This is a genomic window from Alcanivorax sp. 24, from assembly GCF_004360225.1.
GTDB lineage: Bacteria > Pseudomonadota > Gammaproteobacteria > Pseudomonadales > Alcanivoracaceae > Alloalcanivorax > Alloalcanivorax xiamenensis.
On record NZ_SNUA01000016.1, the window covers coordinates 77,730 to 92,818 of the forward strand.

Annotated in this window: 12 protein-coding genes; 9 read left to right on the top strand and 3 right to left on the bottom strand. The window is 56.8% G+C overall.

Going from position 1 to position 15,089, the window contains the following annotated elements:
• Positions 1-81 precede the first annotated feature (81 nt).
• Positions 82-744, top strand: a complete 663-nt coding sequence (locus E0L37_RS18115; RefSeq protein WP_133493070.1) for a metalloregulator ArsR/SmtB family transcription factor — start codon at positions 82-84, stop codon at positions 742-744.
• Positions 745-841: 97 nt separating this feature from the next.
• Entirely contained in the window at positions 842-1,105 is a 264-nt protein-coding gene (locus E0L37_RS18120; RefSeq protein ID WP_133493071.1) for a DUF4351 domain-containing protein, read from the top strand.
• A gap of 48 nt (positions 1,106-1,153) precedes the next feature.
• Here E0L37_RS18120 and E0L37_RS18125 read toward each other — a convergent pair whose 3' ends face one another.
• Both E0L37_RS18125 and E0L37_RS18130 read right to left on the bottom strand, forming a co-directional pair.
• Positions 1,154-1,411, bottom strand: a complete 258-nt coding sequence (locus E0L37_RS18125; RefSeq protein ID WP_133493072.1) for a hypothetical protein — start codon at positions 1,409-1,411, stop codon at positions 1,154-1,156.
• 180 nt (positions 1,412-1,591) lie between these two features.
• Positions 1,592-2,347: an SDR family oxidoreductase gene (locus E0L37_RS18130; protein WP_133493073.1), complete on the bottom strand. Its 756-nt coding sequence runs from the start codon at positions 2,345-2,347 to the stop codon at positions 1,592-1,594.
• A 339-nt stretch (positions 2,348-2,686) separates the two neighbouring features.
• Here E0L37_RS18130 and E0L37_RS18135 point away from each other — a divergent pair, with 339 nt between their 5' ends.
• The 7 genes from E0L37_RS18135 (at position 2,687) to E0L37_RS21565 (ending at position 10,421) form a co-directional block, all read left to right on the top strand.
• Positions 2,687-3,781 (top strand): DUF2855 family protein, encoded by a 1,095-nt coding sequence (locus tag E0L37_RS18135; protein WP_166643092.1) that lies wholly within the window; start codon positions 2,687-2,689, stop codon positions 3,779-3,781.
• 24 nt (positions 3,782-3,805) lie between these two features.
• Positions 3,806-4,717 carry a LysR substrate-binding domain-containing protein gene (locus E0L37_RS18140; protein WP_133493075.1) on the top strand — a complete coding sequence of 304 codons (912 nt, stop codon included), beginning with the start codon at positions 3,806-3,808 and terminating at the stop codon, positions 4,715-4,717.
• Positions 4,718-4,801: 84 nt separating this feature from the next.
• Positions 4,802-5,746 (top strand): MBL fold metallo-hydrolase, encoded by a 945-nt coding sequence (locus tag E0L37_RS18145; protein ID WP_133493076.1) that lies wholly within the window; start codon positions 4,802-4,804, stop codon positions 5,744-5,746.
• A 467-nt stretch (positions 5,747-6,213) separates the two neighbouring features.
• On the top strand, positions 6,214-6,903 hold the full coding sequence (locus E0L37_RS18150) for a transposase (RefSeq protein ID WP_133493077.1): 690 nt from the start codon (positions 6,214-6,216) through the stop codon (positions 6,901-6,903).
• Positions 6,904-7,366: 463 nt separating this feature from the next.
• Entirely contained in the window at positions 7,367-8,467 is a 1,101-nt protein-coding gene (locus E0L37_RS18155) for an Rpn family recombination-promoting nuclease/putative transposase (RefSeq protein ID WP_133493078.1), read from the top strand.
• A 425-nt stretch (positions 8,468-8,892) separates the two neighbouring features.
• Entirely contained in the window at positions 8,893-9,933 is a 1,041-nt protein-coding gene (locus E0L37_RS18160) for an Rpn family recombination-promoting nuclease/putative transposase (RefSeq protein ID WP_133493079.1), read from the top strand.
• A gap of 323 nt (positions 9,934-10,256) precedes the next feature.
• Positions 10,257-10,421: a hypothetical protein gene (locus E0L37_RS21565; protein ID WP_159661821.1), complete on the top strand. Its 165-nt coding sequence runs from the start codon at positions 10,257-10,259 to the stop codon at positions 10,419-10,421.
• 920 nt (positions 10,422-11,341) lie between these two features.
• Here the strand turns inward: E0L37_RS21565 and E0L37_RS18165 are convergent.
• The gene (locus E0L37_RS18165) at positions 11,342-14,983 is read right to left on the bottom strand and encodes an Ig-like domain-containing protein (protein ID WP_133493080.1); all 3,642 of its coding nucleotides are present in this window, start codon (positions 14,981-14,983) and stop codon (positions 11,342-11,344) included.
• Positions 14,984-15,089: the final 106 nt, after the last annotated feature.

The window sequence follows — 15,089 nt, forward strand, 5'->3', positions numbered from 1 at the left end:
CTTGATGGTATCGATTGCGATAAACGGCGACCTTGGATAAGGTTTTATTCAATTGATTTATTGATCATTTGAGGTCCATGCATGCCCGTGTCTCGCCAGGAACTGTTTGATGTGCTCTCGCAAGTGGGGCGGGCCTTGGGAAGCGGCCATCGGCTGGCATTGCTGGAACATTTGGCTCAGAAGCACGCGCCGGTGGAGGAACTGGCGGGGGCCAGCGGCCTGTCCATCGCCAATGCGTCGCAGCATCTCCAGCATCTGCGCCGCGCCGGGCTGGTCACCGCCCGCCGGGACGGGCGGCAAATGGTCTATCGGCTCACGGACGAACGCATCCTGCGACTACTGACTCTGATGCAGGAGGTGGCGGAAACGCATATAGCGGAGATGGAACGCCTCATGGGGAGGTTGTTCGACGATGACGATGCCGGTGAAACCCTGGAGCCGATGACCCGCGCGCAATTGCAGCGGGCCCTGGAGCAGGGGGAAGTGACCTTGCTGGATGTGCGTCCCCGTGAAGAATATCGGGCGGGGCATCTGCCTGGTGCCTTGAACGCGCCGGTGGTGGAGCTGGAAACCATGCTGTCGGCGTTGCCGAGGGATCGCGAGATCGTGGCATATTGCCGTGGCGTTTATTGCACATTCTCCCATGATGCCGCCCGCTTGTTGCGCGAGCGGGGCTTCCAGGTGCGCCGTTATCAAGCGGGGATCATGGAATGGCGTGCCGCCGGGCTGCCGCTGGCGGAATAGGGGCTAGCCGGGAGCCGGACATCTGTTAGACTCAAAGTCGGATCATGGAACGTCAAACGCCGTGAGGCGCGGACGAAACTGGCAAGAGGCAAACACCATGCTGGTAGAAAGAATAAAAGAATCACAACAGCAATATCGACAGGCGGGCTTGTCCCAGGGCGTGGCCCAGCAATGGCAGCAGGGCGTTGAAAAGGGCGCCACTGATGTCGCTCGTTCCATTCTGCAACGGCAGCTGCAGCGCCGTTTCGGTCATATTCCCCCGCATATCGAGTCACAATTGGATACGGCGTGTCTGGATGAGCTGGACCGGTGGATCGATCGCCTGTTCGACAGTCTGACGATTGGTGAGGTCTTCCGCTGATCCGGCGTGATGATGTGCCCCCAGATGGCGGCGTTCAAGGACCCTCGCTCATCTTTTCGAGACGCTTTGCTGCCACCAGGCCCAAAGCGCGGCAAGGGCGGGAATGCCGAAAAGGAACAAATGCACCAGCAGTTCTTCACCGAGCGCATAGCCGGCGCGCAGCCCCTGGTTCAGGTTGACGGCACTGACCAGCAGCCACACCACGATAAACCCCAGAGCCGCGCGACCGCGCCAGTGTGGGCGGCTGAATAACTGCAGCAAACCCAGTAACAGTAGTCCCGCGACGATAAAAAGAAGCGTACGCATAGTCATTTCCCTAAATTAAAAGGCCCGTTTGCACCCAACATGTAGGGATGCTCACGCGCCGATTCGCCGGCAAGCCGGTCTCCCATAGTGGCTTCGTGGCATTCTCCGTGGGAAACTGGCTTGCCAGCGAATACAGCGCGAAATCATATCTCCAGGACCAATAGGCTGGCCACGTCACTCTCAGCGCGTGGTGTAGCCGCCGTTGGCGAAAATCGTTTGGCCAGTGATCCACCAGCCGTCGGTGGCGAGGAAACGCACGATCGGTTCGATGTCCTCGATCTTGGTCAGGTCACCATTCATCGCCTGGGACTTATGAAACTCCACCCGCTCCGGGGTTTCCTGGGGATAGAAGAACGGCGTGTCCATGGGGCCCGGGGCGATGGCGGTGACGGAAATGCCACGCGAACCGAACTCCTTGGCGGCGGCCCGGGTGAAATGATCCACCGGCGCTTTACCGCCGGCATAGGTGGAGTAGCCGTCGGTGAAGGCCCCCAGCAAGGCGGTGACGATGGTGATGATCTTGCCGTTGTCGTTGAGGGTTCGGCCCGCTTCCTTGATAAAGAAATAAGCCGCCTTGGCATTGATGTCGAACATCGAGTCGTACTCGTCTTCCGACGTTTCCAGGATCGGTTTGCGCAATACCTTGCCCACCGTGTTCACGGCGATGTCCACGCCGCCGAAGTGGGATATGGCCTGGTCGAACAGAGCGGTAACCTGTTCCGGTTTGCTCAGGTCGCCCTGTACCGCCAGAGCCTCACCGCCGGCATCCTTGATGGCTTGTACCGTGGCGTCGGCATCCGCTTTGGAGCCGTCGCTATGATAATGCACCACCACCTTGGCCCCGTCTTCCGCCATTTTGCGGCTGATCAGCCCGCCGAGGTTCTTGGCGCCGGCGCCGATCACGGCGACTTTGTTTTCCAGAGTCTGCGCGGTCATATCCATTCTCTCCTTACTGGACTTTAGTTGCGTATGCGTTGCGGCGAATCCTCGAATCAAAGGGAGGGGAGGTCACCGTCCTTGTTGAGGTTAACCACAGGCCTTCCCGGGATCATGCCTACTTTCTCGACAGCAGTGTTCGGACTCAACGAACAATGCCCCGCTATCCGGCATGCCATTCGTTTCCCTCTGATGGGTTACGAAGCTTCTACCGCGGCTTTGGAGAAGTCTCTGAATGTATATCGCCCCATGTTTGTTGCAACGCGGATTGCACTTAACGCAATCGACCCGGAGGAAGCCTGCCACTTAGGATGGGCCTCGCAAAGGGAGAGCATGATTATGAACAATAGTGACCCGGCCCATTTTCTTGTACGGCGCGACGACCCGCGCACCGTTCGCTGGCGGCGGGAGCCACGACCGCCGTCTCTGCCGGAGGGCGAGATCGAGGTGCTGGTGGATAAGTTCGCGCTTACCGCCAACAACATCACCTACGCGCGTTTGGGAGACAGCGGTGGTTACTGGGACTTCTTCCCGCGGGCGGACGGCTGGGGTTCCGTGCCGGTGTGGGGGTATGGGCGTGTTATTGCTTCCAGGCATGGGACGATCGCGGTGGGCGAGCGCATTTATGGCTACTTTCCGATGAGCAGCCACCTGCGCCTGGCGCCGCGGAACGTGACCGCCCGCCGTTTTCTGGACGGCGCCGGACATCGTCGCGAACTGCCATCCACCTATAACGAATACACTCGCGTGGCGGAGCCGGAAACGGACCGGGAAAACCCCCATCTGGTGTTGCGGCCGTTGTTCAGCCTGTCGTTCTTTCTGGCCGACTGGCTACAGCAGCAGCGGGCCTTTGGTGCCGAGCAGATCCTGATTTCCAGCGCTTCCAGCAAAACCGCACTGGGGCTGGGCTTCATGCTGACCAGCGAGGAGCGTCCTGTTGGCGAGGTGATCGGGCTCACCGCCCGGGCCAATCGCCGCTTCGTGGAAAGCACCGGGCTCTACGACACGGTGCTGTGTTATTCCGATCTGGACAAGGTCCGGTGCCGGCCGTCGGTCTACGTGGACATTTCCGGCAACCAGCGGAGCCGGGCGGCGGTGCACCTGCACCTCGGTGATAATCTCCGTCACAGTTGCCGGGTAGGCTTTGCCCACTGGGACGCGGCCTCGTCGAATCTGCGTGGGCAGGAGCCGGGTTTGCCTGGGCCGCCGCCGACGTTGTTCTTCGCGCCGGATCACATTCTTGCCCGGCGGCGGGCCTGGGGCGGGCAACGTCTGGCGGAGACGGTACGGGATCACTCCGCGCGTTTTTACCGGCACGCGGCACGATGGCTGGAAATCCGCTCCTCCAGGGGGGAGGAGGCGGTGGAGCGGGTCTACCGTGAGGTGCTGGAAGGCCGGGTACGCGTGGATCAGGCAAACGTGCTTTACTGGTGAGCTCATCTCCGAGGAGACGCGAATGTGAACCGGCGCTCGCCCCCCTGGGGGGCCATCGAAGCGTTCATCGTCGCCGCGCGCGCCGGCGGGTTTCGTGACGCGGCGGAGAAACTGGGGCTGAGTCCATCGGCGTTTTCCCGTCGTATCCAGGCGTTGGAGGAGCACATCGGCGTGCAGCTGTTCGATCGCTCCAGGCCCTCTCCCCAACTCACCGCCGCTGGACGCCGATACCTTCTGCGTCTGGAGCCGGGTTATCAGGCCTTGCGCGCCGCCACCGAGTGGATGGCTCCGGATCCGGCATACCGCCCATTGCGGGTGGGGATTTCCCAGTCTCTCGCCATCAGTTGGTTGTTGCCCCGCCTGCATCGCTTCCAAGAGCGCGAACCGGGCATCGAACTGATCCTGCAAACCCGTTCCGGGGATATTGACCTGGTGGGCGGTGCCGCCGACGTGGGGATTCTCTTCGGCGACGGGCAATGGCCTCACCTGGTTTCGGAACCGCTAATGGCGGTCTCCGCCGAGGTGGTCTGCGCCGAGCGTCTGACCTATGGCTTGCCGCCGCCCGCTCGGAAAGAGGACTTGCCCCGGCACCGCCTGCTCGAAGCCGTGTACCCCGCCAATCAATGGCGTGACTGGTTTCAATGGGCGGGACAACCATCCTGGTCCAGCCAGGAACGGCTCCGTTTCGACAGCCTGCAGGTCTTGTACGAAGCCGCCGTCCGCGGTCAGGGTGTCGCCCTTGGCGTCCGCCCCCTGGTGACGCCGTTTCTTGAAAGTGGGCGCCTCGCCGTGGCCTTTCCCGGTGCCTGGACGATTCCCTGCCATTACCACATCGCCACCGCGCCCGGGCGCCGGCATGACCGGGCCGTGCGGGTGTTCTGGCACTGGCTGAAGGAGGAGGCAGGCGCGCTGGAGAACGCCCGATGCCGACAATAAACGGTGTCAATATGCCTTTGCGTTGCCCACTGCTATAAAGTGTCTACTGGTATTGCATGACATTCTTTCAAGAAGGTTAATAAAATGAATTCAGGCAAGAACAATAAGGCTTCCAATATAACTGTCCAGCGCGCTGACTTTGGCCGGGTTTCCGTTCTGTTTGGCGAAAAAAGTGGTAAGTATCCCGACGGCAATCAGGTACTCATACGAGGGACGGATACACGCGCGGCATTCGACACCCCCATTGTATCGAACTATATCGGCGATGAGTTCGACATCACCGAAATGGTGATCATGGGGCATGTGCATGAAGACCATATGGCGGGGCTGCACCGTCTTCCTGAGGCGGAGGTCCATGTGCACGAGGCGGACTTGCCATCGGTGCGAAGCTGGGAAGGCCTGGTGGCGGCCTTCGGTATGACATCGGAAGAGCGTATCGAGCAAACACTGAAGAAGTTCCAGAGGGATTTCTTTTACGCCCCGCGTCCGGACGCGCAAGGTTACCAGGACGGCGCGTGCTGGGATCTTGGCGGGTCCACGGTCCGGGCCTTCCACATGCCCGGCCACACCGCGGGCCATTGTGTGCTGCTGGTGGAGCCCGAGGGCGTGGCTTTTATCGGTGACATCGATCTGACCGGGTTCGGCCCGTACTACGGCGACGCTTGTTCGAACCTGGGGGACTTCCGCCGCACCCTGGAGCGGTTGCCGGAGATTCCCGCCAAAGTCTGGGTGACCTCCCATCACCGGGGTGTCTATACCGACCGGGAGCATTTTCTCAACGACCTCGCTGCCTTCGCCGCCAAGATCGATCAGCGTGAGCAGCGGCTGCTGGATTTGCTGGGCCACACCCCGAGAACACTGGAACAACTGGTGGAACAGCGGCTTCTCTATCCCCCAGGATTCAATGCCGCCTGGGTCACGGACGCCGAGATACGAACGATCTCACAGCATCTCGCCGAGCTCACGGCCAGTGGCCGGGTCGTCACGGATGAGCCGGGCATCTATCGGCTTGAGAGCCGAGCGCCTTAGCGGCCTCTGAAAAACGTCATGCCGGACTCGATCCGGCATCTCCTGCTGCAAAGCTACGCACCCTGCGGAGGGTGATTCCGGGGTGTTGTCCAAAGGTTCCCTTACACCCGCCTCAAGAAAGAGCTGATTTCGTTTTATCCTTATGAGCGAAAGGGTGACTTTGGACCAGACCTTATTCCATTTCCTGTAATAAAAATAAAAGAAGAGCCGTGAATTGGCACTATTGCAAAAACTGGCTTGAAGTGAATTGCGGGAAATCGAAGTGAAGGGCGAAAGCCTTGAAAAGACGCAGAGCGGCCTCGGAAGTGATCGACGCTAGAATAATTATTTGTTATAAATCGAATTGTATAAAAATAATACAACGCCGCAATTTCCTATCAGCGCCACACCGGCACCGGGAAGTCAGCGCAGCCACCTGAAATACAGAACGATTCCGATAGGGCCACAGGCAACTATGGAGCAGGGGCATGTCAAGGAAGAAACGTATTTTAGTGGTGGGGGAAGCCCATCACATCTTCGAGGAAAGCTGTGATCATGAAGCGGTATTTCTTGAGCATCAGGATTATCACGCGTATCTGCGTCTGCTGAAAGCCGCCAAAAGCCGCTTCCAGGTGCGGGTGCACGGCTGGTGCCTGTTGCCCAACGCCGCCCATTTGCTGCTGCGTCCCATGCGCGATGCGGGTGACCTCAGTTGTTGCATTCAGTACGTGCAGCGCCGTTACAGCCAGGATTTCAACCAGCGTTACGGGCGTGATGGTCCGCTTTGGCAAGGCCGCTTTCGCAGCGCCTTGGTGGAGCCCGGCCAGTGGTTGTTGGCGGATCTGCGATACATGGAACTGCTGCCCGTGATGGAGGGGCTGACCCATTCGGTGAGCCGCTATCGCTGGAGCAGTCACGGGGCGAGGATGCGAGGCGGGCCGGATGGATTGATCGATTTCGACGCAAGTTTTTTGCAACTGGGGCCGGATCTGTCCAGCCGCAGGGAGGCGTTCAGGGAACTGCTTACGGTGGGGTGTGAAGCGCGCGAACGGGAACGTATAGAGGCCGGGGTGAAACGCAATCAGTACATCGGCAGCAGGGCCTATGCCGATCAGCTGGAAACACTGACCGGTGAGCGCATCCACTTTCGCGGGCGTGGCAGGCCCAGCAAGAAATGACCGTGGCGGCTTCCTCGCCGTGAGCTTTAAATAAGAGCGTAAGTCACTCTTTTTATTGATTTTTTTAAAGAAAAAGGTTGTCTGCCCGGAAGGGATGAGCGATAGTGATCGGTATCGATCGGAAGCCTTGTGTTTCCCATCGTGGATGAACTTGTTGGTTTTTGCTGTTGTTTATGCACGCTCAACCAGGGCCTTCCCTGCTTCCATATTGGCCCCAAACCAATCGGCCTCTGGTTTGAGCGCTTTTTTCTCTCTGGAATACATCTTCGAGGCTCATTCACGCTCCCTCTTTGGGAAGCGGCCTCGGCATCGATTCGACACGCCAGACAAGACCTGAGCCGAATGAAGGGCGCGAACCTTTCTTACGTTCACTACCTCTTTTCGCTGACAGGTCTTTCCGTTTCGGCTGACAGACTGATCCTGCTTCTCAGTGTCATGGTGTCCTCCTGCCAGGGGAGGGGATATGACGGATCACGATACCAGCTACAAGTTTCTATTCGCACACGCGGAGATGGTGCGGGACCTATTGCTGGGATTCATGGAGGGGAGCTGGGTGAGGGAGCTTGATTTTGTCTCTCTTGAGAAAGTCAGTGATGGCTATGTCAGCGACGACTTGCGTGCCCGGCATAACGACGCCTTATGGCGGGTACGCTGGAAGAGGGAGTGGTTGTACATCTATCTGATGCTGGAGTTTCAATCCAAGGAAGACCGTTACATGCCCGTCCGGATTCAGACATACCTTGGTCTGTTGTATCAGGACCTGATCCGGCGAGGGGAACTGGAAGTGGATGGGCGCCTGCCCGCGGTTCTGCCCATTGTGTTGTACAACGGCCGACGGCGCTGGCGTGCCGCCACGGATCTTAATGATCTGATCCAGGAATCACCGGAAGCATTGCACCCCTATCTGCCCAAGCAGCGTTTTTTCCTGGTTGACCAGGGGCTTTATGCAGACAAGGGTAATCTGAGAGAAAGGAACCTGGTTGCCGCGGTGTTCGCGCTAGAAAACGGAGCAACATCAAGAGACATGCTGCGCGTCATTGCGCGTTTGGTGGACTGGTTGAAGGATCCAGAGCAACAATACCTGCAGCAAGGCGTTCTGGAATGGTTGCGTCGGCGAGGCCCACGCCTGGACTCGCAGGTGCCCTGGCAGGAGATTCATACTTTAAGGGAGGCACATAGCATGTTGGAAGACAGAGTGAGGGTGTGGAAAGCCCAGTTTCGGCGTGAAGGGTTGGCGGAAGGCAGGCAGGAGGGAATCAGGCAGGGGCTCAAACAAGGCCTCGAGCAAGGCCTTTCACAAGGACTCGAGCAAGGCCTGGAACAGGGCCTGGAACAGGGCCTGGAACAAGGCCTGGAACAAGGCCTGGAACAAGGCCTCGAAAAGGGCCTCGAACAAGGCTCCACCACCGAAGCCCGAAACATCCTGCTGCGCCAATTATGGCGCCGCTTCGGCGACCTGCCGGCGGAGATCGAAACCAGGCTGAACAGCGCCAGCCGGGAGCAGCTGGAAGATTGGATCGACCGCGTTTACGAGGTGGAGACAGTGGCTGCGGTTTTCGAATAGCACCACCCTGCATTCACACCCTGTGGGAGCCTGCCCGCAGGCGCATTCTTCTCTCTTCAAAACCTTCGCCAGCAAGGCTGGCTCCCACGGCGGCTTCGTCGCCCACTCCCGCCTGTGGGAAGCTGCCTCGGCAGCGAATCAACACGCCGGACAGGACCTGATACGAATAGTCCTTTACAAAACAGGCTTACAAATCAGAGCGGCATTCTCTTTTATAATTTCTTTATTCGCTTCAATGGGTTGCTCTGTTTTACCTGCTATATCATAGTCTACTTTATCGGGGATGGCGGCCCGCCGCGGAACAAGTCAGGAATAGGGTCAATACTCACAATGCTTTGGCCAAAAGCTGACGCCCTTTTCCGCTTTGACTGACAGACCTGCCCGCCATCCGTGGTCATACTCCTCTCTGTTTTTGGGAGAGGGATATGACGGATCACGATACCAGTTACAAGTTTCTGTTCGCGCACGCGGAAATGGTGCGGGATTTACTGTTGGGGTTCATGGATAGTGGCTGGGTGCGAAGCCTGGATTTGACTTCTCTGGAGAAGGTAAGCGATGGCTATGTCAGTGATGATCTGCGCACCCGGCACAATGATGCTCTTTGGCGAGTACGTTGGAAGCGGGAGTGGGTATACCTCTACCTGATGCTGGAATTTCAGTCCAAGGTGGACCATTACATGCCGCTGCGGATCCTGACGTACACCGGACTGTTGTATCAGGATCTGCTTCGGAGTGAGGCCCTGGAGGAAACGGGGCGCTTGCCCCCGGTACTACCCATCGTGTTGTACAACGGCCGGCGCCGCTGGCGTGCTGCCACCGATCTGAGTGACTTGATCCAGCCGGTTCCGGATGCGCTGAAACCCTATCAGGCCCGGCAAAAGTTCATGTTGTTGGACCTGGGAATACAGGCAGGCGAGGGGGCATTGCGTGAAAGGAATCTGGTCGCCGCGGTATTCGCAATGGAAACCAGCGTGACCGAGGAGGACATGTTGCGGGCTTCCTTATGTCTCGTAAACTGGCTGGAAGGAGCAGGGCAAGCCCACCTGCAGCAAGGTGTTTTGGAATGGTTGCGTCGGCGAGGCCCACGCCTGGACTCGCAGGTGCCCTGGCAGGAGATTCATACTTTAAGGGAGGCACATAGCATGTTGGAAGACAGAGTGAGGGTGTGGAAAGCCCAGTTTCGGCGTGAAGGGCTGGCGGAAGGCAGGCAGGAGGGAATCAGGCAGGGGCTCAAACAAGGCCTCGAGCAAGGCCTTTCACAAGGACTCGAGCAAGGCCTGGAACAAGGCCTCGAACAAGGCTCCACCATCGAAGCCCGAAACATCCTGCTGCGCCAATTACGGCGCCGCTTCGGCGACCTGCCGGCGGAGATCGAAACCAGGCTGAACAGCGCCAGCCGGGAGCAGCTGGAAGATTGGATCGACCGCGTTTACGAGGTGGAGACAGTGGCTGCGGTTTTCGAATAGCACCATCCTGTATTCACACCCCCTGTGGGAACCTGCCCGCAGGCGAATTCTTCTCTCTTCAAAACCTTCGCCAGCAAGGCTGGCTCCCACAGCGGCTTCGTCGCCCACTCCCGCCTGTGGGAAGCTGCCTCGGCAGCGAATTGATGTACCCCATCAACCGCCCAGACAACACCACCCCAGCCTTGATTTCTTCTCCCAAAACAGACAATCACCTTTATCACCGGTTTCGGTAAACATTTCCCAGGAAGTGTTTCCTTTTCCTTTTTTTTACTGTCCCCTTTTTATTTTCTGAATTTTTTTCTCGAAAAAGACACCGATTTTTTTTGAGCGACATCGTCTCTTATCCAAAAAAGGTTCCAGGTACATTTTCTGTAAGCCGCATGGTTGCTGGGTTTGTGTTTTTGAAAAAAGAAAAAGTGCTTAAGGGGACAGGTAATCTATTGTTTTGCGGTTGTGAATCTATTTATCTGGTCCGTGCCGAAGGGTGAACAACCCTCGGGGGCAGTCAACGGCATCCCGCCGTTGGCTGAAGGGGACAGGCCAGGGAGGCAGTCGACCTGTCCAGATAGGAAAAAACAAATGATACACGGCTAACCAAAAAATGGAGGACTTAGCCATGAGTAATAAAATTCTTAAACCGACCATGCTGGCTTTGGCTGGCGCAGTGGCTCTTGGGGCAGCAGGCGCTCATGCGTCAACTTGTGTCTATCAAGGCAATACGACTATGACGGACCCTAACACGGGTTTAAGCCCGACTTGCGATCTTACGGTCGTTGCTGATGTCGACTGTGGTACCCGAGTGGCTAGAATCATCTCAGCTGGAGCAATCCCCGGTGACCCGACGTGTGTAGGAGTCAATACAGGTAACTTGCCCTGGGGAGCACAACTAGATGCTTCAGGTGGTATCGTGGGTAGTGTTATCGATACTGATGCAGTTGGTAGCGGGCTTTATTCTGTTCATGTCTCATCTAGCCCAGGGGTTGCCATAGGGGCTGCGCAGGGAATTCTTACCGGGGTTATGGGCGTTGGTACAGTAAACGACACATGCTCGCCATCAGGCTTGGTCCCTGCCGCAATCTCGATTAGTGGCTCCTGGCCTGCTACGGGTGCTACTCTGAGCGGTACTCTTGCAAATATGACCTGTTATTAATATTTCGCACCTTAACAGGAAGCTAATAATATCAATAGGGGGCAAAAAGGCGCTAGTATCTCTGGCGCCTTTTTGCTGTATAAGGATGTGAAGATAAACGGTGTATAGAAAAGGGGGGGCTTTTTTGCTCCCGATGCCTGAGAAATCTGTGGAAGCTCAACATCTTACGAACGGCGTGATGTATGCATTTTACCTTGGTAATCTGCCATTACCGATTTGAGTGAGAGGGTAGAGCCGAAAGACTCCACCCTATCCCAATTATTTTATCGGCTCACTGATGTAGTCTAAATTAACCCCGTTATGGGGTATAACCAGATCCACCCATGTGGCCGGAGAGTTGCCTCTCATTGGGACGTCCAAAGACCCTATGTTCGTTTGTTTTGCCTGCATTCTGCCATCTGATAGAAAATCGATTCTGCCAGATAGAGCCATCGTTACAGGATAGCTATATAAGTTATGAAAGGCATAATCAGACGAGGCAATCCGCTGCCGTTTGAATTGAGCAACAAGCTGAGGGGCGTTTAGGTAAAGATTGACAGTATCTACCTTAAGCTGGGGTACACCATTGTCCTCTTCGATATAAGCCTTGATGGGGCCTCCATTATCATATCTCATCCTCATGACTTGATAACCCGAGTCGAGAGTGTCTTGGGCCCTGCCCGTCATATTTTTTGTGTAGACTTTAAAGGAGGTGGTTACCATTTGCCCTGGAAGAATATTAACAAGTAAACCTTTTCCTGGCACCACTTGGTTAGTGACTTCTGCGAATAGTGCTCCGTGGATAATGGTAAACTTGTCTTCTGGACAAGATCTTGGCTTGGCCTTAAAGCAAGCGTAGCGTATTGGCTGGCCAGGCTGGAATATGAAGTCTCCATATGTTTGAGGAGGGGAGTTTTCGCATCCGCCGTCTTGATTATCCCATTCTGAAAATTCTTCGAAACCACAGCCGATATTAGCACCAATATACCCTGCTGTAATTTTTGATCTTGGCCAAATAAGACCTTCTCCCGTGAAGGCAAGGTGCCTTCCTTGCTCGATACTAGTTATGCCAAACTGCGAAGAGAGAACCTTCGCGGTGTTGGGCGGAGGCCTTACACCTTCCGGGTCCAGAGGGATGCCTCTTCCATAGTAATCTTCCAGATCTGAGGTGAAGTGGTCAGCCTCAAATTCATGCTCCGAGGCTTCATCGAACTCATACATGAAGTAGTGGTCTTCGCCTAACCTTGAAAGTCCTATATTGGGTGCTATTGGATCAGACACTCCTGGACCCGAGATGGAAGAGAAGTCTGATAGGTTTTTCTCGAAGATTAGATTTTTGTTAGTGTCATAGTTGTGTGTGATTCTCATGAGCTGAAGAACATTATCGGATCTTTTGGCACCAAAGAAATACTGCTTGAAGTCAGGGCCGCCACCGTACAGTTCCACGCCCTTTGTTTGAAATATCCACTGTGGGGTTGCATAGGAATCTTGATAGAAACCATTTCTTGCCTCGTAGTGAACCTCTGATTCAGTGAGAATTTGTGTATTAAGCGGAAGCCCTTTTTTGGAGCATATGGTTTCGTTATCACCTGTTGAGTCGCAGCCTGAAGAACTCTGTGTGTTCCCGTTGCTCTTTAATGTATACGAATAAAGAGTGCCTTCTTTCCAGGGGGAGTTAGGGGTGAATTTTATTGTGTCGCCTTTCAGAATTAGTTGCCCTTTAACTGTTTTTTTTATGCTTCCATCCGGATTGTGTTCGATTACAATGAATGTCTTTTCGGGAATCACGGTTTCTGCATCTAGTGAAGATGACGTTACTACGATAATGGGCCTGTTGGCTGGCATCTTAGGGATTGGTATTACATCGTCGGGTTCAAGTGCGTAAGCTAGTTTGTCTGTCGGAACAGCATGCGGCTGTATTCCCCCGCGACACCTGCCCATTGTTCCCTCTGACAAATTCAGTTGCTCCTCATGGACGGCGCAAGGAAACCCTGGATAAACACCAAGCAAGAATGGGGATTTTTCGGTTACCGCTTGGATGTCTCCTTTAGGGAGCAAGGTTCCTGCTAATGAAATTGAATACTCTTGCCTGTTTTCAGATATCAGCGGTAGTTCGAAGTTACCTCCTTCTAGGAAGCCAACCCAAGGCTCCCCCCGCAAATCCATAATCCCCGGATCAAGACTCACCTGGTAGGACAGAGAAGGCCCGGTCTCGGTGGGGTGCTCCAGTGGTTCAACCGGTTTGATCACGATCGCCGCGCCGTCCACGGTGACTTTGCTGTCCACTTCGGTTTGTACGCCGCCTTCATTCTTATAGAGGTGTACTTTGCCGGTTACGGTTTGCCGGTCCAGCGGGCGGGTGAAGTTCAGTACGATGGGGTCGGTGGGTTTGAACATGGCGGTCTTATCCAGACCGGTCTGCTCATCTATTCCCAAGGTCCAGCTCTGAAACTCCAACGGCGCAGTGTCCGGCACCGGCGCCGGAGCATTGAGCTGATCCTTATAGGACTCCAGTTGGAAGCTGAGCATGCCGTGGGCGAATTCCTGACCGAGCACGTCCGGTTCCACCACGCTGACGGCGTCGATTTTCAGTACGCCTTCCTGTGGATCCACTTCGCCGACGCCGATCAGTTCGATGTGCAGCATGTCCTGGGTAAAGCCGCCGTTGGCGCGGGCTTCGTCGGTGGTGATGGCCACATCCATGAACAGCCGCACGATGCGCAGGGCGTCGGCGCGGTTGTGGGTGTCGTACGGGTTGGGCACCAGGTAGCCGGTGGCGTCGCTGAGGAAGTGCATTTTCACTTCGCCGGATGCAAAGCCGGCAGGCACTTCGCCGCCGATCAGTACTTCCAGGCTGGTGCCGCTGAGAATGGTTTCAGCGGGGATGCGCACCGGGGTGACGTCCGGGTAGACGGTGACGTCGCCCAATTCCGCACGCACGTCGCCGCTGGCCTGGGTGACGTTGTCCTGGCCGAGCAGAGTGGCGTTCACCGGCACTTCGTTCACCGGTTTGCCGGTGAGCGGGGAGGTGCGGGTGCGGTTTTCCGAGTCGGTGATGCGCTGTACCAGGATGGCCGGCTCGCCGCGCGGTGAGGAGTCTTGCGGGGTGACGGTGAATTCGTGGCCACCAAATGTATTGCCGAAGGTGCTGGCCAGACCGTCGCCCAGGGTGAGGGTGTAGGTCTCTCCCGGAGTGAGGTGCTCGGGCGTGGGGTCCAGGGTCATGTAGGGCCCTTCGGTGAGCAGGCGCGCTTCCACCAGCTCGCCGCTGCCGTCCACCAGGGCCACGGTGTCCGCCGGTGTGGTGCCGTCGCCCGGGTTGAGGCCGTAGCGGGCGCTGGTGGGGTCGATGGGCTGGGTGAACTGGAAACGGAAGGTGGAAAAGTCCATTACCGGTTCTTCGGTGTCACCGCTGGGAATGGCGCGGGCGAGGGTGAAGTCGTCGTCGGCCACCACCAGGGATTTTGGGCCCCGTTGCAGCGCGCGGGTGGTGAAGTGGATATCCCGGTTTGGTGCCTTGCCCACGCTTAATTGCACGCCGCGCAGGGTCACGGTGTAGTCGGTGAGCGGTTGCAGTTTTTCCGTGGGTGTCAGCAGGATGCTGCGGCCATCGGCTTCCACTTTGCTGTAGGTGACGGGGACGATGTCCCCATCGGCGCCCCCAAGGCGCAGTTTGATATTGTTTTCGGCGGCGGCCAGCTCGATGTCGCTGGAGAACCGCAATACCACCGGAGCGGGAATCGCCACCTCGCTCTGCCCGTCATCGGGGTAGGCATAAAGCAGGCTTTGCCGCTGGGCGTCGTTGGCGTCGTTGCCGGGCATGTCGGAGCCGTCACTGCCGCCACAGGCGGTGAGGACGGTGGCGCAGGCGGTTATTAATAAGGTCCCGTACAGGGTCCGGTTAAAGGTTCCGCGAATCATAAGGTTCTCCCCCCTTAAAACTGCATGCTGATGGAGGCGGCGAAGACGTTGACGTCACCGTCGGTCTTGACGCGGTCGTCGTTGCCGGTCTGGTCGGAGAGCAAAC